The sequence below is a fragment of the Trichlorobacter sp. genome, assembly GCF_034008105.1.
Taxonomy (GTDB): domain Bacteria; phylum Desulfobacterota; class Desulfuromonadia; order Geobacterales; family Pseudopelobacteraceae; genus Trichlorobacter.
Genome location: NZ_JAVEPN010000014.1, coordinates 70,906 through 89,997, shown reverse-complemented (window position 1 = coordinate 89,997; position 19,092 = coordinate 70,906). Strand labels below are relative to the sequence as shown.

The window sequence follows — 19,092 nt, the reverse complement described above, 5'->3', positions numbered from 1 at the left end:
TCATCGGTTTTTTGGTGACCGGTGTCCTGGCCGGACCCTATGTGCTGGGACTGATCAAGGACACCCATCAGGTTGAGCAGATGGCCGAGATCGGCGTGGTGCTGCTCTTGTTCACCATCGGTATTGAATATTCGCTCAAGGAGTTGATGCGGATCAAACACTTAGTGCTGTGGGGCGGCGGGGTGCAGGTGGCAGTAACCATCGTGCTGGTGGCGCTGGTGGGACTGGGCTTTGGCGTGCCCTGGAAGCAGGCCGCCTTCTACGGCTTTCTGGTTTCGCTCTCCAGTACCGCCATCCTGATGAAGCTGTTGATGGATGCCGGTGAGATGGATTCGCCCCACGGCAAGATCTGTCTTGGCATCCTGATCTTTCAGGATCTGTGCATCGTGCCGTTGATGCTGTTTACCCCCTTTCTGGGCGGGGCCGGCAACGGCCTGACCGGGATTGCGATCGTCTCCCTCAAGGCACTGGTGGTGGTGGTGGCCTCCCACTTCGGGGCCCGCTTCGCGGTGCCCTGGATCTTCAACCAGGTGGTTAAGGCGCGCAGTCGCGAACTGTTCATCCTGACCATTATCTTCGTCGGTTTCGGCACTGCCTGGCTCACCGCCCAGGCCGGCCTTTCGCTGGCGCTGGGTGCCTTCATCGCCGGTCTGGCCATCTCCGAGTCGGAGTACAGCCATCAGGTGATGGGCGATATCATCCCTTTCCGCGATGCCTTTATGAGTCTGTTCTTTATCTCGGTTGGCATGCTGCTGGACCCTATGACGCTGGTCAAGCATCCGCTGGCCGTGCTGCTGATTGTGGCCGGTATCGTGCTGATCAAGTGGCTGGTGGCCACCGGGGCGGCCCTGATCCTGCAGTTCCCCCCCCGTCCGGCCCTGATGAGCGGCCTGATGCTGGCCCAGATCGGTGAGTTCTCCTTTGTGCTCTCTCGCGCCGGCCAGCAGTACAACCTGCTCAGCCCCGAGCAGTACCAGATCTTCCTGGCGGCCTCAGTGGCCACCATGGCGCTGACCCCCTACGGAATTAAATACGCCGAGCCGATTGCCAATCTGGTGTCATCCTGGCTGCCGGCCGTGTTGAAGAGCGGCAGTCGGGTAACCGGGGTCAGCCATGACCGTTTCCCGATGGAAGACCACGTGATCATTGTCGGCTTTGGCGTCAATGGCAAAAACCTGGCCCGGGTGCTGAACGGCAACGGTATCCGCTACATCGCCATTGAGACCAACCACCATACCGTCAAGGCCGAGCGCAAGAAGGGCACCCGCATCATCTTCGGTGATGCCTCCAAGGCCGAAATCCTGTCCCACGCCCTGGTCGAGAAGGCCCGGCTGATGGTGATCGCCATCTCCGACGCCACCGCCACACGGCGGGTGGCGGCCCAGGCCCGCATGATGAAGCCGGGGCTGCATATCATCGTTCGTACCCGCTACATCGCCGAGATGGAGCCGCTCTACCAGTTGGGGGTCAACGACGTGGTGCCTGAGGAGTTCGAAACCTCGGTGGAGATCTTCTCGCGGGTGCTGCGAGCCTATCTGGTGCCCCATGACCAGATCGATCACTGCGTTGCCGAGATCCGCCGCGACTCCTACCAGATGTTCCGCACCATGAGCCGCCGTCACAGCCATGCCACCGGCGTCACCGGTTACCTTTCGGGGGTCGAGCTGGGCACCTTTCGGGTACGTAGTGGCTCACCGCTTGATGGCACGCTGCTCAAGGACGGCCTGCTGCGGGACCGCTGCGGCGCCACGGCCCTGGTGATCAAGCGGGGCGAGCAGGTCACTTCCAACCCGGACCCGATCTGGAAATTCGAGCCGGATGACATCGTGCTGGTACTGGGTAAGTCAGACCAGCTGGTCTTTGCGGCCCAGCTGTTCGAATCATAATCCTGCCGTCGTTTCACGCTCCTTGACAAAATATTCAAATATTCATATATTCTGTTTAATTTTGTCACTGAGGAGCGCAAACGTCCATGCATACCACGACCCACAACGGCATATCCCGGCGGGGCCTGTTCAAGGTCTCGGCCGCTTTGCTGGCAGGCGCCAGCGGTCTGGCGGCATTGCCCAAGCAACTGCTGGCTGCGCCGGTTGAGGGCAGGCTGGCAACCCTGATCGATCTGTCACGCTGTGACGGTTGTGCGGGACGTCCGCAACCGGCCTGCGTCACCAGTTGTAAGCAGGAGAAAAATCCCACCGTGCCTATGCCGGTTGATCCGATCCCGTCGCCGTTTCCCACCAATATCATCGAGGATTGGTCCAAGAAGCAGGAGGTTGCCGACCGGCTGACTCCTTACAACCGTATCTTTGTGCAAAAGGCCCAGGTAACCGTCAACGGCAAGGCACAGACCATCTCGATCCCTCGGCGCTGCATGCATTGCGACAACCCGGCCTGCGCCACCATCTGTCCCTTTTCGGCCAACACCAAAGATAAAAATAGCGCCGTGGTGATTGACCAAGAGCTCTGCTTCGGCGGGGCCAAGTGCAAGACGGTCTGTCCCTGGAAGATACCGCAACGCCAGTCCGGGGTGGGGCTCTACCTGAAGGTTGCCAAGGAGTTCATGGGCAACGGGGTGATGTACAAGTGTGACCTGTGCATTGATCGCCTGAAAGACGGCAAGGCACCGGCCTGTATGGAGGCCTGCCCCAAGCAGGCGATGCTGATCGGGCCCCGTGATCAGATCTACGCCGAGGCGGAAAAACGGGCTGCGGCCATCGGGGGGCATATCTTCGGCAAACAGGAAAACGGCGGCACTGCCACCTTGTATGTCTCGCCGGTGCCGTTTGAGGAGCTTGATCGTCAGCTGAGCCCTGCCTCGGCCGACCCCAAACAGGGACAGCCGCAACTGAAGCCGGGGGTAACGCGCAAGATGGCCGAAAGCGACGGCATGGCCAAGGCGGTGCTGGCAGCGCCGGCCATCGGGCTGGTGGCTGGCCTGGTGGGCGCTTTCAGTAGATTATCACAGCGTAAGGCTGAAAACGCCGGAAAGGAGAGCCGCTGATGGCCGGGAACAGTCTGGTGAAACGTCATGAACTGATTGTGATGCTGGAACACTGGGGCATTGCCATCTCCGGCATCGTGTTGCTGTTGAGCGGCATCTTTCAGCTGCCTTCGGCTGCCCGTTACAAGATCACTGCCATCCCCGGTTTCTGGTGGTCGGGAGAGTTTTTCTTCACCCTCAAGCTGCACTACATCGCCTCGCTGGTCTTTGTGGGACTGGTGCTGTTTCACCTGGTCTACCACCTGCTGCTGAAAGAGCGGGCCATGGTGCCCAGGCAGGGTGATGTGGCGGAGTCGATCAAGGTACTGAAAAGCTTTGTGACCAACCAGCCAGAACCGCCCTTTGGCAAATACCTGCCGGAGCAGCGCCTGGCCTATGTGGCGATAGCGATCCCGGTGTTGATGCTGGTGGTGTCGGGCCTGATCAAGACCTGGAAGAACGTCTATGCCCCGGACATGGATCGCACTCTGCTGTTGTGGGCCACCTGGGTGCATAATGTGGGCTTTATCCTGTTCTTCCTGGCCTTTGTGGGGCACATCGGCGCCTTGCTGATCAAGCCCAACCGGCCGATGCTGCGGGGGATGCTGACCGGCAAGGTGACGCGGGACTACGCCGAACACCGCCATCCGCTCTGGATCGATGAGCTGGAGGGTAAGCGGTAACGCAGGCAGCAGCACCATAGCACTACCATCATCCGGCAGAGGGGCCTACCCTCTGCCGTTTTTATGGGCTGGCGGATGCGTCGTCCTATGGTAAGCTTGCCAACGAATCAGTACCGAGCGAGGGACAGGCCAAGTATGGATCAGGTATGGATAGCACTAGGGTTGACGCTGTTTGCCGGCATGGCCACCGGCATCGGTAGCGCCATCGCCTTTCTGGCCAAGCGGACTGATTACCGCTTTCTGTCTATCGCCACCGGTTTTTCGGCCGGGGTGATGCTATACGTCTCCTTTGTGGAGATCTTTCACAAGGGGGCGGTCGCCCTGGTGGAGAGCTACGGCGAACCGTGGGGGCACTGGGTTAATGTGGGCTCCTTCTTTGGCGGCATGCTGCTGATCGGTCTGATCGACAACCTGGTGCCGGCGGCTGAAAACCCCCACGAGGTACACTCCGAGGCCGAATCTGCACCGCTGCACAACCCGGCTGCGCCGCTACCTGATTTCTCCGTCGTGAGCCCAGCCGCTGTGGGAGAACATCAACACAGCGACAGGCATCGCAAACTGATGCGAATGGGGCTGTTCACCGCCCTGGCCATCGGTATCCACAACTTTCCCGAAGGTCTGGCCACCTTTCTGGCGGCTCTTGAAGACCCCAAACTGGGTGTCGCCATCGCCATTGCGGTGGCCTTGCACAATATCCCTGAAGGCATCAGCGTCTCGGTGCCGATCTTTTACGCCACCGGCAACCGCAGCAAGGCCTTTGCCTACTCGGTCTTGAGCGGCCTGGCCGAACCGGTGGGGGCCGTGGTGGCCTACCTGTTTTTGCGGTTGGTGTTTGGCTGCGAGGCCGGCATGATCCCGCCCCAGGTGATGGGGGTGCTGTTCGGCGGTGTGGCCGGCATCATGGTCTACATCAGTCTGGATGAGCTGCTGCCCACCAGCCGGGCCTACGGCAAGGGCCACGACAGCCTGCTGGGGCTGGTGGCCGGCATGCTGGTGATGGCCCTCAGTCTGCTGCTGATGAAATAGTTGTGTGACTGCTTGACTCTATATCTTGTGGTGTGGTAGAGGTGTTGCCACAACATATTCCGCTGCTGGTTGGCGGGAGCAGCATACACGATCAACGGTGCCCGTAAGGGCTTGATAGGGAAGAGGGGTGACGCTCCACAGGAGCCATTCCCCCACGGACCCGCCGCTGTAAGCGACGACAACGGGCAACAGACCACTGGCTGGTTAGGCTGGGAAGGCGCCCGGAGGATGACTCGCAAGTCAGAAGACCTGCCTTGATCCAGTGCACAAGATTACTCTCCGGGGACTGGGAGTAGGTGAACAACGGAATCAGGCGACGTTAAATTCGGAACGTCCGCATGCTGTTTCAAGCAGCTGCGGACGTTTTCAGTTTTTGCCCCGCGACCTATCCCCGGACTCCAGACCAAAGGAGTCAGACCATGCAACAGATCGTATCAGCAGCACCCGTCAGTGTCATGAAACGTGACGGCAGCCGCGTCCCCTTTGAGGCGGCCCGTATCCAGTCGGCCATTATACGTGCAGGTCGGGCCACCAACGAGTTCGGTGAGGATGAGGCACAGCTGATCACCGGCCAGGTGCTGAAGGTGTTGCGGCACCGCTTCCCCCATGAACCACCCAGCATTGAGCAGATTCAGGATGTGGTGGAGCAGGCCCTGATCTCGGCTAACCACTTCGCCACCCTGCGGGCCTATGCGGTCTATCGCGAGCAGCGCAGCCGTCTGCGTCAGGATCGTAAAACCGTGGTGGATGTGACCGCCTCGGTCAACGAGTATCTGGAGCAGAGTGACTGGCGGGTCAGCGCCAATGCCAACCAGGGTTATTCCCTGGGGGGGCTGATCCTGAACCTGTCCGGCAAGGTGATCGCCAACTACTGGCTCTCCCAGGTCTACCCGCCGGAGGTGGGGGAGGCCCACCGCGACGGCAGCATCCATATCCACGATCTGGATATGCTGGCCGGCTACTGCGCCGGCTGGTCGCTGCGGATGCTGTTGGCCGAAGGGTTGAACGGCGTGCCGGGCAAGGTGGAGGCCGGTCCCCCAAAACACCTCTCCAGCGCCGTGGGGCAGATCGTCAACTTTTTGGGTACCCTGCAGAACGAATGGGCCGGGGCCCAGGCCTTCAGCTCCTTTGACACCTACCTAGCGCCCTATGTCCGCAAGGACAAGCTGAGCTACCGGGAGGTGCGTCAGTCTATCCAGGAGCTGATCTATAACCTGAACGTGCCGTCCCGCTGGGGCACCCAGACCCCCTTCACCAACCTGACCTTTGACTGGACCTGCCCCGACGACCTGAAAAATCAGGTGCCGGTGATCGGCGGGCAGGAGATGCCGTTTTGTTACGGCGAGCTGCAGGCCGAGATGGATCTGATCAACCGGGCCTACATCGAGGTGATGACCACTGGCGATGCCAAGGGCAGGGTGTTTACCTTCCCGATCCCCACCTACAACATCACCCCTGATTTTCCCTGGGAGAGTGAGAATGCCGAGCTGCTGTTCGCCATGACCGCCCGCTACGGCCTGCCGTACTTCCAGAACTTTATCAACTCGGAGCTGACCCCCAACATGGTGCGTTCCATGTGCTGCCGCCTGCAGCTTGATCTGCGGGAACTGCTCAAACGGGGCAACGGTCTGTTCGGTTCGGCCGAGCAGACCGGTTCACTGGGGGTGGTCACCATCAACTGCGCCCGCCTGGGCCACCAACACCAGGGTGACGAGGTCGGGCTGTTCAAACGGCTGGATCAGCTGCTGGAGATCAGCCGCACCAGTCTGGAGATCAAGCGCAAGGTGATCCAGCGCCATATGGATAACGGTCTGTTTCCCTACACCAAACGCTATCTGGGCACCCTGCGTAACCACTTTTCCACCATCGGGGTCAACGGCATCAACGAGCTGATCCGCAATTTTACGGCTGACCAGGAAGACATTACCACCCCGACGGGCCACGGTCTGGCGGTGCGGTTGCTGGATCACCTGCGGCAGCGGATGGTGGCGTTTCAGGAACAGACCGGCCACCTCTACAATCTGGAAGCCACGCCGGCTGAGGGCACTACCTACCGCTTTGCCAGGGAGGACAAAAAGCGTTTCCCCGCCATCATTCAGGCCGGCAGTGCGGAGGCGCCCTATTACACCAATTCAAGCCAGCTGCCGGTGGGCTTCACCGACGACCCGTTCGAGGCCCTACAGCGGCAGGAGGAGCTGCAGCGCAAGTACACCGGTGGCACCGTGCTGCACCTTTACCTGGGAGAGCAGGTCTCCAGCACCGAGGCCTGCAAGCAGCTGGTGCGACGTTCGTTGGAACGGTTCCGGCTGCCCTACATCACCATTACCCCCACCTTTTCGATCTGCCCCAAGCATGGCTATCTGAGCGGTGAGCACCCGTTCTGTCCGCTCTGCGATCAGGAGTTTGTTCGCCAACAGGCCATCAATGAAAGGAGTAACGCATGAACAACGAGCACCAACAACCGCAGACAGCACTACCGCAAGAACAACGGCAACCCTGCGAGGTCTGGACCCGCGTGATGGGCTACCACCGGCCGGTGGCCTCCTTCAACACCGGCAAAAAGTCTGAGTATGCCGAGCGTACCTTCTTCAAGGAAGTGGCATGCTCGCCATCGGCGGACTGACCCCCTTCACCACCATCGACTACCCCGGCAAGCTGGCAGCGGTGGTCTTCTGTCAGGGCTGCCCCTGGCGCTGCGGCTATTGCCACAATCAGCATCTGCTGGCAGTTGATCGTCAGGCCGGTATCGCGTGGCAAGAGGTCATGCAGCTGCTGGAACAGCGGCGGGGCTTGCTGGATGCGGTGGTCTTCAGTGGTGGCGAGCCGACCCTGCAGCCCGGATTGCCCCTGGCCCTGGACGCGGTGCGCCGACTGGGGTTTCTTACCGGCCTGCATACTGCCGGGCCGTTTCCCGACCGGCTGGCGGCCTGCCTGCCGCAGCTGGATTGGGTGGGGATGGATCTGAAGGCCCCCTTTGATTGCTACGACGCACTTACCGGGGTGACGGGCAGTGGCCGGGCAGCAGCACGCAGCGCGGAACTGGTACGAACGAGTGGTGTTGCACACCAGTTCCGCACCACGGTTGATCCGTTGCTGCAGTCGGACGAACGCCTGAAACGGTTGCAGCACACGGTTACAGGGTGGGGCGACCAACTGGTGCTGCAGGAGCTGCGGATCACCGCAGCTCCTGCAGCGTAATCAGTGGTGACAGCTGCCGCCGCAGTCGCCGCCGCTGCAGCCCTTTTTCTTCCAGAGTGAGCAATAGAGGAGCCAGATGGCTCCTCCCGCAATGGCTACCATCAGGATGATGTCGAACAGTCCCATGTCTAGCCTCCCAGACCCAGCAGCCTGCCGCCCTGATAGATGATCAGCGCCACCAGCCAGGCCAGCATGGTGGAGTAGGCGAAGGCCACGCCGGCCCATTTCCAGGTGCCGAACTCGGCCCGCATGGCCGCCCCCACCACCACGCAGGGCATGTAGAGCAGTACGAAGGCCATGAAGGCAAAGGAACTGAGCGGCGTGAACTGGCCTTTCAAGGCGGTCTTGAGCGCAGATTGCTCTGCCTCAGGTTCTTCTTCCTGGGGCAGGTAGAGCACGGTGCTGACTGCAGTCGTGACCGCGCCGCCAAAGGAGACCACGATCTCCCGCAGGTCTTCGCCCAGGGTGGGCTGCTTTTCTTGCTCTGCCTCTTCGGCTGCCGGGGCGTAGATCTCGCCCATGGTGCCCACCACGATCTCCTTGGCGATCACGCCGGTGATCAGCGATGAGGCCGCCTCCCAGGTGCCGAAGCCCACCGGCTGGAAGATCGGTGCGATGGTGGCGCCGGCCCTGCCCAGGTAGGAATCGCGCTTGTGTTCCAAGCCCCAGGGCAGGTTTAACAGGAACCAGACCAGTATCGAAACGGCAAAGATGTAGGTGCCGGCCTTGATCAGGAAGTGTTTGCCCTTTTCCCAGGTATGCAGCATCAGGCTGGTGAAACTGGGCATCCGGTAGGGCGGCAGCTCCATGATGAATAGGGGCGCCTCGCCCCTGAAGAGGGTCTTCTTGAAGATGTAGCCCATCATCACCGCCAGCAGCATCCCCAGGATGTAGAGTACCCAGATCACCGAGCCGGCATTGTCCGGAAAGAACACCGCAGCGAACAGCACATAGACCGGCAGCCGGGCACCGCAGGACATCAGCGGGATCAACAGGGCGGTCAGCACCTTGTCCTTCGGGTTTTCCAGGGTGCGGGTGGCATAGATGCCCGGTACGTTGCAGCCGAAACCCAAGAGCATCGGGATGAAGGACTTGCCGTGCAGGCCGATGGCATGCATGGCCCGGTCCATCACAAAGGCGGCCCGCGCCATGTAGCCGCTGCCCTCCAGGAAGGTGATGAAGAACATCATGGCAAAGATCACCGGCACGAACACCAGCACCGAGCCGACCCCGGCGATCACACCGTCGTTGATCAGCGACACGGTCCAGTCAGGCGCCCCGATACCGTTCATGATGGCGGTGGTCCAGCGTTTGAACGGTCCGCTGGTCATGGCATCCAGCCAGTCACTGAAGGGGGACGACAGGTCAAAGGTCAGCTTGAACAGCAGCCACATGGCCAGGGCAAAGATCGGTATCCCCAGGAAGCGGTTCAAAACCACCCGGTCGATACGTTCGGTCAGCTCGATGGTGCGTTTCTCCGGCTTGGTCATCACCTCGCGGCACAGGCCGCTGGCCAGCCCGTAGCGGCTGTCGGCCAATAGTCCCTCGACGTCGTCGCCGTGGGCGCGGCGCAGGTGTTCAAACAGCTGCTGCGGCAGCGACTCCGGTGTGATGTTGACCAGCTTCAGCAACGGGGCATCCCCCTCCAGCAGCTTCAGCAGCAGCCAGCGGGTCGGATACTGTTCCAGCAGGGCAGCGTGGTCACACTGGAGAACATCATGCAGCCCTTTCAGGACGGTCTCGATATCCTCACCATAGCTGAGCCGCTTGGGTGTGTGCTGTGCCGGTTCGGCAGCCACCGTCACCACCCGTTTAAGCAGCTGCTCCAGTCCGGTCTTGCGGGTGGCCGAGGTGGGCACCACGGCAACCCCCAGCACCTGTTCCATCTGGGTAGTGTTGATCTGGTAGCCCTTGGCCAACGCCTCGTCATGGATATTGAGGGCTATTATCATTGGTATGCCCAGCTCAAGTAGCTGGATGGTCAGGTAGAGGTTGCGCTCCAGGTTGGTGGCATCCACCACATTGACGATCAGGTCCGGTCGCTGGTTTACCAGATAGTCGCGGGTGATGATCTCCTCCTGGCTGTAGGGGGACAGGGAATAGCAGCCCGGCAGGTCCACCAGGCGAATGCTGCGTCCCTCCACCTCGAACAGGGCCTCCTTTTTCTCCACCGTCACGCCTGGCCAGTTGCCCACATGCAGACGACTGCCGGCGATGGCGTTGATCAGGGTCGACTTGCCGGCATTGGGGTTGCCGGCCACGGCCACAATGAGCGGTTTTTGCTGGCTCATGCCGCCACCTCTTCGATCTGGATACCCTTGGCCTCGCCCTTGCGCAGCGATAAGTTATAGCCCTTGACCGTCACCTCGATCGGATCACCCATTGGCGCCACCTTCTCCACCCTGATCCGCTCGCCGGGGATCACCCCCATGTCCATCAGCCGGCGTCGGATCGGTCCGATGCTGCTGTCCAGCTTGATGATCGTACCCTGCTGTCCTGGCTTGAGGTTGCTCAGGTTCATGCCGTTACTCCCTTCATGCTGATGCCACGGGCCATCCTGCGGTCAATGGCGATGCGTGCTTCGTCAACCATCAACAGCAGCAGATTGCCGTCGTTCTTGAGTACCTCTACGGTTTTGCCAATCCTCAGCCCCATCTCCTCAGCGCGGGTGGTGCTGGCCTGGTGCTTGTGCTTGCCATGGTGGTGCTGGCAGACGCCTCCGCAGCCACCGCAGTGTTTGATATCGGCGATCTGTCCCCGTTCGCCGGGGCTCATCAGTTCCAGTGGCATCATTCGTTCTCCTTGTGCGTTTTTCTAGAATTTCAACACAACGCCATACAGGGCCGTGATGTCGGTTTCGGAGCTGGTCAGGCCAAACTTGACGCCGGCATTGATATCCAGCAGGTCGTTCATCTCGTAGCGGGCGCCGGTCAGACCGTAGACCGGTAGCTCGTGGGCGTTTTTTTCCGGGTTAGACCCCAGCCCGAAGTCCGCCACCACCACCAGCCCTTCAATCAGTTCTGCCTCTCCGGCAATCGATCCGGTCCAGAGGTTGCCGTGGGTGGTGGATCTGATTGCATGGGTGCGGTAGCGGTGATGCTCGTAACCGAGGTTGGCATGCAGGGCGTAGCGTCCATCAGAAAATTCCTTGCTGGCGATCAGGGTGCCACCGCCATGCCAGTGCCCTTCTGAAAGTCCCTCTGAATATCTGCCGGTGGGTACTACCAGCCATGGTTTAACGGCCAGTGCAATGCCGCCCAGCTCGGTAAAGGCATATTTGAGTTCCAGCACCATATCGCCCAACCCCTGCGTCTTGTGAGTCAGCGCGTTGTCCTCTTCCACGCGCAGGTTGAAGGTATAGGGAAGCGCCAATGAAGCACTCAGGTCTTGGTAGAGTCCGGTGCTGATCTTCAGTTCACTGTCGGATGAAGACGCCTTGTAGCTGATTCCGCCTGAACGCTGTCTGTCCGATGCGTAGGAGCCGTTGAGCTCTACTTCGACTGATCCGACAGCGACGGTGCCGGCATCGTCGGTTGCCAGGGGAGGTCCGGCCAGTGCGGCTGATGTGGTCATCAGGGCAAACATCAGGGCGGTAGCGGTGGTGCGCAGTGCAGTCATCATGGTACTACTCCTTTGTGTGTAGTACTCTGGCTGGCTGCATGGCGTGACGACGGCCACAGGCTGGCTTGAGCGAATTGTTAAGGGTTACTTGGTCATAATCAGTTTGTTGTTGCTGGTAATCCGAATCCGGTACTGCTCGCCGGCGTGCAGGATGATCACCTCCTGGTCAGCCTGAAACAGGTTGCAGCTATCAATGGTTCTTTTGTTCATCATGTCACCTCTCTTTTTGTCTGGTAATGAATGCTTTTATCAATTTGCGATAAAAATAAATGTTGGCTATTGCGGTTAAGCGTCTCAAGGCAGGGGCCAAGCGTCGCACAATCTGACAAGCGGGCCCCCATCAATTGTCGTTGGTGACGGAACTGGTCTGCAAGGGACAGGCTTTGCCCAGGGTTGCCGTAGATCTTCCAGGGCCCCTGACAGGTGAAGGGAAGCTTGACCAGGCCCATAAAGGCGGCCACATCCTTGGCCGGATAGCCGATGAACAGGCCGATCTCGTGGGGGAAGGTTCCCTTGTTTGCTATGCGCTGTTGCAGTTCAGAAAGTAGTGCGTCGGTCCCTGCTTCGGGCTTGTAACCGGCCTTGCGAAGCAGGACACGGATGCCCTTATGAGCAAGATGGCGGTCGAGGGATGTTCTGTTGTAGCACAACAACAGCAATGCCGTTCCCTTGTTCTGCAAGATCGTGATCTGTAGTGTGCTGAGACGTGACTCAAGCTGATCCCCAAGCTGCTGCCACAGGAGATACAGGTTTCTGCCGCAGGGACGGGTGCGGTTAACCAGTGAAATAAGGTTAGCCGGTTTGACTTCTGCCAGCACCTCGGCAGATTCTAGCATCAGGTGGGCCGTCAGGCAGTCCAAGGGATCATGAAACTGTTCGAGCAGTGCGTTGGTAGGCGTTGCTGCCTTTGGGTGTTGGGTTTTTTGTGCAATCAGTGCTGCCATGAACCACCAGCCATGCAAATGAATTTTGTTATCAATAACTATTCACTGGAATCTTGTCAACAGATTTTTAAGCAGGATGGCAGAATGTGATGGGTGAGGGATTAGTGGCCGGCGCAGCTGTTACAGATGCCATAGACAACAATGGTCTTGGAGTCGATACGGCCCCAGGAGTCGATGTCTGAAGGCAGATCAAGGCGGTCGATGGCCGGCCAGAGGAAGTCGTACACACGTTTGCAACGACTGCAGATCAGGTGGTGGTGCGGGGCGTAGACGGCCTCAAAGCGGGCCTGACTTTCAGCGGTCTGGATGCGCGACACAAGTCCGTGTTGCTCCAGGGTGGTCAGGGTGCGGTAGACCGTGTCCAGCGAGATGGTCGGTAACGTTGGCAGCAGACGCTTGTGCAGTGTCTCGGCCGATGGATGATCGGGCTGCGACAACAGGTGACGAAAAATCTCGGTCCGTTGGTGGGTTACTTTCAAGCCGGCCTGTTTGCAGGCTGCGGTAAACTGTTGCATGGTCTGCTCTAGCTGTTCCGTTGTAAGGGGCTTCGCCACGGCAAGACTCCTGTTTTTGTATTATTTGTTAAGAAGTATTATTTTTTGCACTGGTTTTGTCAAGAAAACATTGTGTGCTTTTCTGCAGAAGCGCTTGTCCTGGCTTGCTTGTAGATTCATTAAACTGCGCTACACTTGGCCTGAACGTTACCACCTGAGAAAGGAATACGACATGCCTGACAATCTGTTTATTCCGTCGGTTGACCTACGGGTCGGCGCACTTGAAGAATATAATCGTAGACAGAAAGAACGTGCAGCGCAGCATAAGCAGCGTCCCAAGCCGCGTCCTTGTATTACCCTTACGCGGCAGTATGGCTGCCAGGGCTATCCGGTGGCTGAGCGGGTCTGCGAACTGATGAACAAACGGACCGGCGAGCCCTGGCTGTTGATCGATCGAGCAGTGCTTGATGAGGTGGCGCAGCGACATAATATCTCAAGGGACCTGCTGGAAGGGTTGGGTGAAAAAAATACTCTTCTGGCTGATGTGCTGGCGACCTTTTCGCCCCGTTGGGTGCATAGTCAGGATTGTTTCCAGTTGCTGTGCAAGCATGTGGTTTCGTTGGCCGAACAGGGCAACGTGGTGATCATGGAGCTGGGCGGAGCCATCATTACCCGTCATTTTGAGCATGCTCATCACTTCAGGATGTTTGCGTCGCAGCAGTACAAGGTGCGTACCATTGCACAGCGTCTGAAACTTTCGGAAGAAGATGCCGAGGCATTGGTACTCAAGCAGCAGCGCAAGCGGGATGATTTCGTGCGTGATTTTCTGCACTGTAACGATCATGATCCGCTGTTGTACGATCTGCTGATCAATAATGAGCGAGCGGGCATTGAGCAGATCGCGGATACTATCGTGCAGTTTGTGCTGGATGGCGAGCAGTGATATTCAGGACGGATTTTGTCTTGACAGATTACTAATTAGGTATTATTCCTGTTTTGCGTAGTAAGCAGACTGCATTTAACACGACACACAACACCACTAAGGAGGATGTACCGATGGCCAATGGACCGAAGACCGAAAAGAATCTGATGGAAGCCTTTGCCGGTGAATCACAGGCCAACCGTAAGTATCTGGCCTTTGCCAAGCAGGCAGATGCTGATGGTTACCCCCAGGTGGCTCGTCTGTTCCGCGCCGCAGCCGAAGCCGAGACGGTGCATGCCCACGCCCATCTGAAGGCATTGGGCGGCATCAAAAGCACCAAGGAAAATTTGCTGGAGGCGATCGGCGGGGAGACCCACGAGTTCAAGGAGATGTATCCGCCGATGATTGATGACGCCAAGCAGGAAGGCGCCAGCGAGGCGTTGCGCTCCTTCAGCTATGCCAACACCGTAGAGAAGACCCACGCCGAGCTGTATCAGAAGGCCTTTGATGCTCTGGGCCAGGCCGGTGAGCAGTTCGATTACTACGTCTGCCCGATCTGTGGCCATACCCACGAGAAGGTTGCTCCAGACAAGTGTCCGGTCTGCGGCGCAGCTGGCTCGGTCTTTATCAAGATCAATTAATTCAGGTTCTTGAGCGGGCAGCCGGTTTGGTGTCCGCTTTTAAACAATCAGTTGATAAGTATTTTTATTGTCTAGTTATGAGCCTTGATTTGTAGACATTCGGGAAATGTATGCTAATCGTATAGATGAGCAGTTGGTTTTGGCTGATGGCATCGGCAACAACTGATTTGGAGTAACGGGCGACGTCAGGATGCAGAACAGACCAAGCATAGCGAAAGGAGCCGGTTGTATGAGCAATGAAAGCAAGTGTCCGGTGACAGGCAAGTCCAGCAGGCAGGTGGCTGGCGGCGGCAGATCTAACCGTGATTGGTGGCCGAATCAGCTGAACCTTCATATCTTGCACCAGCATTCTGCCAAATCCAATCCGATGGGTGAGGATTTCAATTATCGGGAAGAGTTTAAAAAACTCGACCTGGCCGCCATCAAAAAAGACCTCTGCACCCTGATGACCGACTCGCAGGAGTGGTGGCCGGCGGACTGGGGCCACTACGGCGGTCTGATGATCAGGATGGCCTGGCACAGCGCCGGCACCTACCGGATGGGTGATGGTCGTGGCGGGGCCGGTTCAGGTTCCCAGCGACTGGCGCCGCTCAACAGCTGGCCGGACAACGTCAACCTGGACAAGGCCCGTCGGCTGCTCTGGCCGATCAAACAGAAGTACGGCCGCAGGATTTCCTGGGCCGATCTGATGATCCTGGCCGGTAACTGCGCCCTGGAGTCGATGGGCTTCAAGACCTTCGGTTTTGGCGGTGGTCGTGAGGATGTCTGGGAGCCGGAAGAGGATGTGTACTGGGGTTCAGAGGAGGAGTGGCTGGCCACCAGCGACAAGCCCAAGAGCCGTTACAGTGGTGAACGGGATCTGGAAAACCCGCTGGCCGCAGTGCAGATGGGCCTGATCTACGTCAACCCTGAAGGGCCGGACGGCAATCCTGACCCGGTGCTTTCGGGTCGCGACGTGCGCGAGACCTTTGCCCGTATGGCCATGAACGATGAAGAGACCGTCGCCCTGGTGGCCGGCGGCCATACCTTCGGCAAATGCCATGGCGCCGGTACGGCTGATCATGTCGGGCCCGAACCGGAAGCTGCGGGCCTTGAGGAACAGGGGCTGGGCTGGAAGAGCAGCTTCAAGAGCGGCAAGGGTGGCGACACCATCAGCAGCGGTATCGAGGGTGCCTGGAAACCAAACCCCACCACCTGGGACATGGGCTACCTGAAGGTGTTGTTCAAATATGACTGGGAGCTGGTCAAGAGTCCGGCCGGCGCCAATCAGTGGCTGGCCAAGGATGTGGACGACGAAGATATGGTGGTGGATGCTCACGACCCTTCCAAGAAGCGGCGGCCGATGATGACTACCGCCGACCTGTCGCTCAAGTTTGACCCGGTGTACGAAAAGATTGCCCGACACTACCTGGCTAATCCTGACCAGTTTGCCGATGCCTTTGCCCGGGCCTGGTTCAAGCTGACCCACCGCGACATGGGTCCCAAGCTTCGTTACCTTGGCCCTGAGGTGCCGGCTGAGGACTTGATCTGGCAGGATCCGGTGCCTGCGGTTACGCATGCTTTGATCGATGCCAAGGACGTTGCCGGCCTGAAAGAGAAGATTCTGGCCTCGGGTCTTTCGATTTCGCAGCTGGTCACCACCGCCTGGGCCTCGGCATCCACCTTCCGTGGTTCCGATAAACGGGGCGGCGCCAACGGTGCCCGTATCCGTCTGGCCCCGCAGAAGGACTGGGCGGTCAACCAGCCAGCCCAGCTGGCAAAGGTGCTTACCACCCTTGAGGGTATCCAGCAGCAGTTCAACAACACCCAGACCGGCGGCAAACAGGTTTCGCTGGCTGATCTGATCGTGCTGGGGGGCTGCGCGGGGGTTGAGCAGGCGGCCCAAAAGGCCGGCCACAACCTGACGGTGCCCTTTACGCCGGGCCGCACCGATGCCACCCAGGAACAGACCGACGCGGCATCCTTTACGGTGCTGGAGCCGAAGGCCGATGGTTTCCGCAACTACCAGAAGGCCAAGTATGCTGTGACTGCAGAGGAGTTGCTGGTTGACCGGGCCCAGTTGCTGACTCTGACCGCTCCCGAGATGACGGTGCTGATCGGTGGTATGCGGGTTCTGAATGCCAATTTTGGTCAGTCGCCCCACGGTGTGTTTACCACGCGTCCCGAAGCGCTCACCAACGACTTCTTCATGAACCTGCTTGACATGGGGACCAGCTGGAAGCCGACCGCGCAGGATCCAGACCTGTTCGAGGGGCGTGATCGGCGTAGCGGCGAACTGAAGTGGACCGCCAGCCGGGTTGACCTGGTCTTTGGCGCCAACTCGCAGCTGCGGGCCATTGCCGAGGTGTACGGCTGTGCCGATTCTCAGGAAAAGTTTCTGCAGGACTTTGTTGCAGCCTGGACCAAGGTGATGAACCTGGACCGTTTCGATCTTGACTGATGGTGAAGGTGTGTAGTCGGTATCGTCTGTCAGGTTTGTTTGATTATGTTTGAAGTATGATTACGTGCTGTTACGGGTTTGTCGAGGGGGTGGTTGCTCCCTCTGATTGCACTGAAAGGAGAACACAACATGGAAGCGGGACAAGGCTGCGTCAAACCGGCCGGAGGACCAGTCAGCATGCAAAGCGCTGCGCCACCATCTACCACACCACAAACTGCACAGGGGGTACAAACCATGAACATCGCACGGGTCGGGCATCCTGCCCCTGATTTTGAGGCAAATATCTATCTGAATGGCGGCTTTCAGACCATGAAACTTTCCGATTACAAGGGAAAGTGGATTGTGCTGTGCTTTTATCCGGGCGATTTCACCTTTGTCTGACCGACTGAACTGACGGCGGTCGCCGTCAAGCATGCCGAACTGAAGGAACTGGGTGTGGAAAGCTTCGCAGCAAGTACCGATAGCCGTTTTGTCCACAAAATCTGGCAGGCCGAAGAGCTTTCAAAGATGGTACCCGGCGGGGTGCCGTTCCCGATGATTGCCGATGCCAGCGGTCTGATCGGTCAGGCCTACGGTGTCTTTGAGCCGGCCGCCGGGGTTGATATTCGCGGCAGGTTCATCATTGATCCCGATTTCATCATTCGGGCCATGGAAGTGCTGACCCCTGAGGTTGGTCGCAGTGTCAACGAGCTGATCCGTCAGATCAAGGCCTTCCAGCATGTGCGTGCCACCGGCGAGGTGATGCCGGCCGGCTGGACACCGGGCAAGCCGACTCTCAAGCCGGGTCCTGACCTGGCTGGTAACGTCTGGAAGGAATGGAAGCCGGAGATGGCGTTCTGATTCTGCGATGTGAACTCAGCTTTATTGAGTAAACTGGCCGGGTGCTTAACGGCATCCGGCCAGACATATGTCGTTTATTCTGGAGGTTTTTTGTGCAGTACCTGTCCATTCTCTACCGTCTGCTGATCGCCTTTTGGGTGGGTGGTGCTGCCCTGTTCACCTTTATCCTGACACCTACGCTTTTCAAGAGCTTTGATCGTGACCAGGCCGGCGCCATTGTGGCAGTGTTGTTCCCCGGCTATTTCAAATGGGGGCTGATCTGCGGCGTGTTTGGCTTGGCCTGCCTGCTGTTTAGCCGGGGCCGTCATTGGGTGGCCTCCAGTGCGATTGTCGTGGCCATGCTGGCGATTACCTCGCTGCAGGCCTATGTTATCGAGCCCCGGGCTGCAGCCATTAAAAAAGAGATTCCCTCCTTTGTTACCACGCCGGCCGATCATCCGGCACGTCAGGCCTTCAAAAGGCTGCATGGCTGGTCGGCGGCGAGTAACCTGGGAGTTATCGGCGGTGGCATTGCCCTGCTGATTCTGTTACCATTTTACAACACCACAGGAAAGGAGCAGTAACCGATGGGAAAATCAGTAAAAGGTACCAAGACTGAACAAAACCTGATGAAGTCATTCGCCGGCGAGAGCCAGGCCCGTATGCGCTACACCTATTTTTCAGCCGCCGCCAAAAAGGAAGGCTACGTTCAGATCGCCGACATCTTCGAGGAGACAGCAAATCAGGAAAAAGAGCATGCCAAGCGCTTCTTCAAGTTTCTGGAAGGTGGCATGCTGGAGATTACTGCCAGTTTTCCGGCCGGCGTGATCGGCACCACCGCCGAGAACCTTAAGGCCGCTGCAGATGGCGAGCATGAAGAGCACACCGATCTGTACCCGGCCTTTGCCGAGGTGGCCAAGCAAGAAGGTTTTGCCGATATCGCTGCCGTCTGGACCGCCATCTCGGTGGCCGAGAAGCAGCATGAGAAGCGTTACCGTGACCTGCTGGCCAACATTGAGGCCGGTCGGGTATTCAAGCGGGACAAGGTGGTGGTCTGGCGCTGCCGTAACTGCGGCTACCTGCATAGCAACGCCGAGGCTCCGGATAAGTGTCCGGCCTGCGCTCATCCTCAGGCCCACTTTGAACTGCTGGGTGAAAACTGGTAACAGCAGACGAAGCTGCGCTAAATACAACGGCCGTCCTGGAATAACCGGGGCGGCCGTTTTTATGCAGGTTAGCCGCCAGGCTTGTTTGATGATCCTAAACTATATATGTGTCATTTGCTTGCATGTTGGCAGACCGGTTCTATAGTTAAAGGTAGGAG

21 protein-coding genes and 1 riboswitch are annotated in these 19,092 nt (G+C 58.7%); of the genes, 13 read left to right on the top strand and 8 right to left on the bottom strand.

Annotation, left to right across the window (positions count from 1 at the left end):
• From RBQ93_RS09750 to RBQ93_RS09720, 7 genes are all read left to right on the top strand, one after another.
• The coding region (locus RBQ93_RS09750; protein ID WP_320371925.1) for a cation:proton antiporter at positions 1–1,886 on the top strand (1,886 nt) is incomplete at its 5' end.
• Positions 1,887–1,972: 86 nt separating this feature from the next.
• A complete protein-coding gene (locus tag RBQ93_RS09745) occupies positions 1,973–3,001 on the top strand; it encodes a 4Fe-4S dicluster domain-containing protein (RefSeq protein ID WP_320371924.1) in 1,029 nt (342 codons plus the stop codon).
• The gene (locus tag RBQ93_RS09740; RefSeq protein WP_320371923.1) at positions 3,001–3,663 is read left to right on the top strand and encodes a formate dehydrogenase subunit gamma; all 663 of its coding nucleotides are present in this window, start codon (positions 3,001–3,003) and stop codon (positions 3,661–3,663) included. Before RBQ93_RS09745 ends, RBQ93_RS09740 begins: the two co-directional genes overlap by 1 nt.
• 135 nt (positions 3,664–3,798) lie before the next feature.
• Entirely contained in the window at positions 3,799–4,689 is an 891-nt protein-coding gene (gene zupT / locus RBQ93_RS09735) for a zinc transporter ZupT (RefSeq protein ID WP_320371922.1), read from the top strand.
• A 78-nt stretch (positions 4,690–4,767) separates the two neighbouring features.
• Positions 4,768–4,961: riboswitch (cobalamin riboswitch) on the top strand.
• Positions 4,962–5,108: 147 nt separating this feature from the next.
• Positions 5,109–7,133: a ribonucleoside triphosphate reductase gene (locus RBQ93_RS09730; protein ID WP_320371921.1), complete on the top strand. Its 2,025-nt coding sequence runs from the start codon at positions 5,109–5,111 to the stop codon at positions 7,131–7,133.
• On the top strand, positions 7,130–7,312 hold the full coding sequence (nrdD, locus tag RBQ93_RS09725; protein WP_320371920.1) for an anaerobic ribonucleoside-triphosphate reductase: 183 nt from the start codon (positions 7,130–7,132) through the stop codon (positions 7,310–7,312). The genes RBQ93_RS09730 and nrdD overlap by 4 nt, the downstream gene beginning before the upstream one ends.
• Entirely contained in the window at positions 7,291–7,887 is a 597-nt protein-coding gene (locus RBQ93_RS09720) for an anaerobic ribonucleoside-triphosphate reductase activating protein (protein WP_320371919.1), read from the top strand. The genes nrdD and RBQ93_RS09720 overlap by 22 nt, the downstream gene beginning before the upstream one ends.
• Here RBQ93_RS09720 and RBQ93_RS09715 read toward each other — a convergent pair whose 3' ends face one another.
• From RBQ93_RS09715 to RBQ93_RS09680, 8 genes are all read right to left on the bottom strand, one after another.
• A complete protein-coding gene (locus RBQ93_RS09715) occupies positions 7,888–8,013 on the bottom strand; it encodes a FeoB-associated Cys-rich membrane protein (protein ID WP_320371918.1) in 126 nt (41 codons plus the stop codon).
• Between the two features lie 2 nt (positions 8,014–8,015).
• Positions 8,016–10,178 carry a ferrous iron transport protein B gene (gene feoB / locus RBQ93_RS09710; protein ID WP_320371917.1) on the bottom strand — a complete coding sequence of 721 codons (2,163 nt, stop codon included), beginning with the start codon at positions 10,176–10,178 and terminating at the stop codon, positions 8,016–8,018.
• Positions 10,175–10,408: a FeoA family protein gene (locus RBQ93_RS09705; RefSeq protein WP_320371916.1), complete on the bottom strand. Its 234-nt coding sequence runs from the start codon at positions 10,406–10,408 to the stop codon at positions 10,175–10,177. The genes feoB and RBQ93_RS09705 overlap by 4 nt, the downstream gene beginning before the upstream one ends.
• The gene (locus RBQ93_RS09700; RefSeq protein ID WP_320371915.1) at positions 10,405–10,680 is read right to left on the bottom strand and encodes a FeoA family protein; all 276 of its coding nucleotides are present in this window, start codon (positions 10,678–10,680) and stop codon (positions 10,405–10,407) included. Before RBQ93_RS09700 ends, RBQ93_RS09705 begins: the two co-directional genes overlap by 4 nt.
• A 21-nt stretch (positions 10,681–10,701) precedes the next feature.
• Positions 10,702–11,508: a transporter gene (locus tag RBQ93_RS09695; protein WP_320371914.1), complete on the bottom strand. Its 807-nt coding sequence runs from the start codon at positions 11,506–11,508 to the stop codon at positions 10,702–10,704.
• Between the two features lie 84 nt (positions 11,509–11,592).
• On the bottom strand, positions 11,593–11,721 hold the full coding sequence (hemP, locus tag RBQ93_RS09690; RefSeq protein ID WP_413818375.1) for a hemin uptake protein HemP: 129 nt from the start codon (positions 11,719–11,721) through the stop codon (positions 11,593–11,595).
• Positions 11,718–12,452, bottom strand: a complete 735-nt coding sequence (locus tag RBQ93_RS09685; protein WP_320371912.1) for a DUF3793 family protein — start codon at positions 12,450–12,452, stop codon at positions 11,718–11,720. The genes hemP and RBQ93_RS09685 overlap by 4 nt, the downstream gene beginning before the upstream one ends.
• 101 nt (positions 12,453–12,553) lie before the next feature.
• On the bottom strand, positions 12,554–13,006 hold the full coding sequence (locus RBQ93_RS09680) for a transcriptional repressor (RefSeq protein ID WP_320371911.1): 453 nt from the start codon (positions 13,004–13,006) through the stop codon (positions 12,554–12,556).
• A gap of 172 nt (positions 13,007–13,178) precedes the next feature.
• Between RBQ93_RS09680 and RBQ93_RS09675 the strand changes: the two genes are divergently transcribed.
• The 6 genes from RBQ93_RS09675 (at position 13,179) to rbr (ending at position 18,934) form a co-directional block, all read left to right on the top strand.
• Complete coding sequence (locus RBQ93_RS09675) at positions 13,179–13,889, top strand: cytidylate kinase-like family protein (protein WP_320371910.1); 711 nt, start codon at positions 13,179–13,181, stop codon at positions 13,887–13,889.
• 113 nt (positions 13,890–14,002) lie between these two features.
• Positions 14,003–14,509 (top strand): rubrerythrin family protein, encoded by a 507-nt coding sequence (locus RBQ93_RS09670; RefSeq protein WP_320371909.1) that lies wholly within the window; start codon positions 14,003–14,005, stop codon positions 14,507–14,509.
• Positions 14,510–14,738: 229 nt separating this feature from the next.
• Positions 14,739–16,949 (top strand): catalase/peroxidase HPI, encoded by a 2,211-nt coding sequence (gene katG / locus RBQ93_RS09665; RefSeq protein WP_320371908.1) that lies wholly within the window; start codon positions 14,739–14,741, stop codon positions 16,947–16,949.
• A 129-nt stretch (positions 16,950–17,078) separates the two neighbouring features.
• Positions 17,079–17,789, top strand: coding sequence for a thioredoxin-dependent peroxiredoxin (gene prxU / locus RBQ93_RS09660; protein ID WP_320371907.1), 711 nt, complete (start codon positions 17,079–17,081; stop codon positions 17,787–17,789).
• A gap of 92 nt (positions 17,790–17,881) precedes the next feature.
• On the top strand, positions 17,882–18,352 hold the full coding sequence (locus RBQ93_RS09655) for a DUF4149 domain-containing protein (RefSeq protein ID WP_320371906.1): 471 nt from the start codon (positions 17,882–17,884) through the stop codon (positions 18,350–18,352).
• 3 nt (positions 18,353–18,355) lie between these two features.
• Positions 18,356–18,934, top strand: a complete 579-nt coding sequence (rbr, locus tag RBQ93_RS09650) for a rubrerythrin (RefSeq protein ID WP_320371905.1) — start codon at positions 18,356–18,358, stop codon at positions 18,932–18,934.
• Positions 18,935–19,092 lie beyond the last annotated feature (158 nt).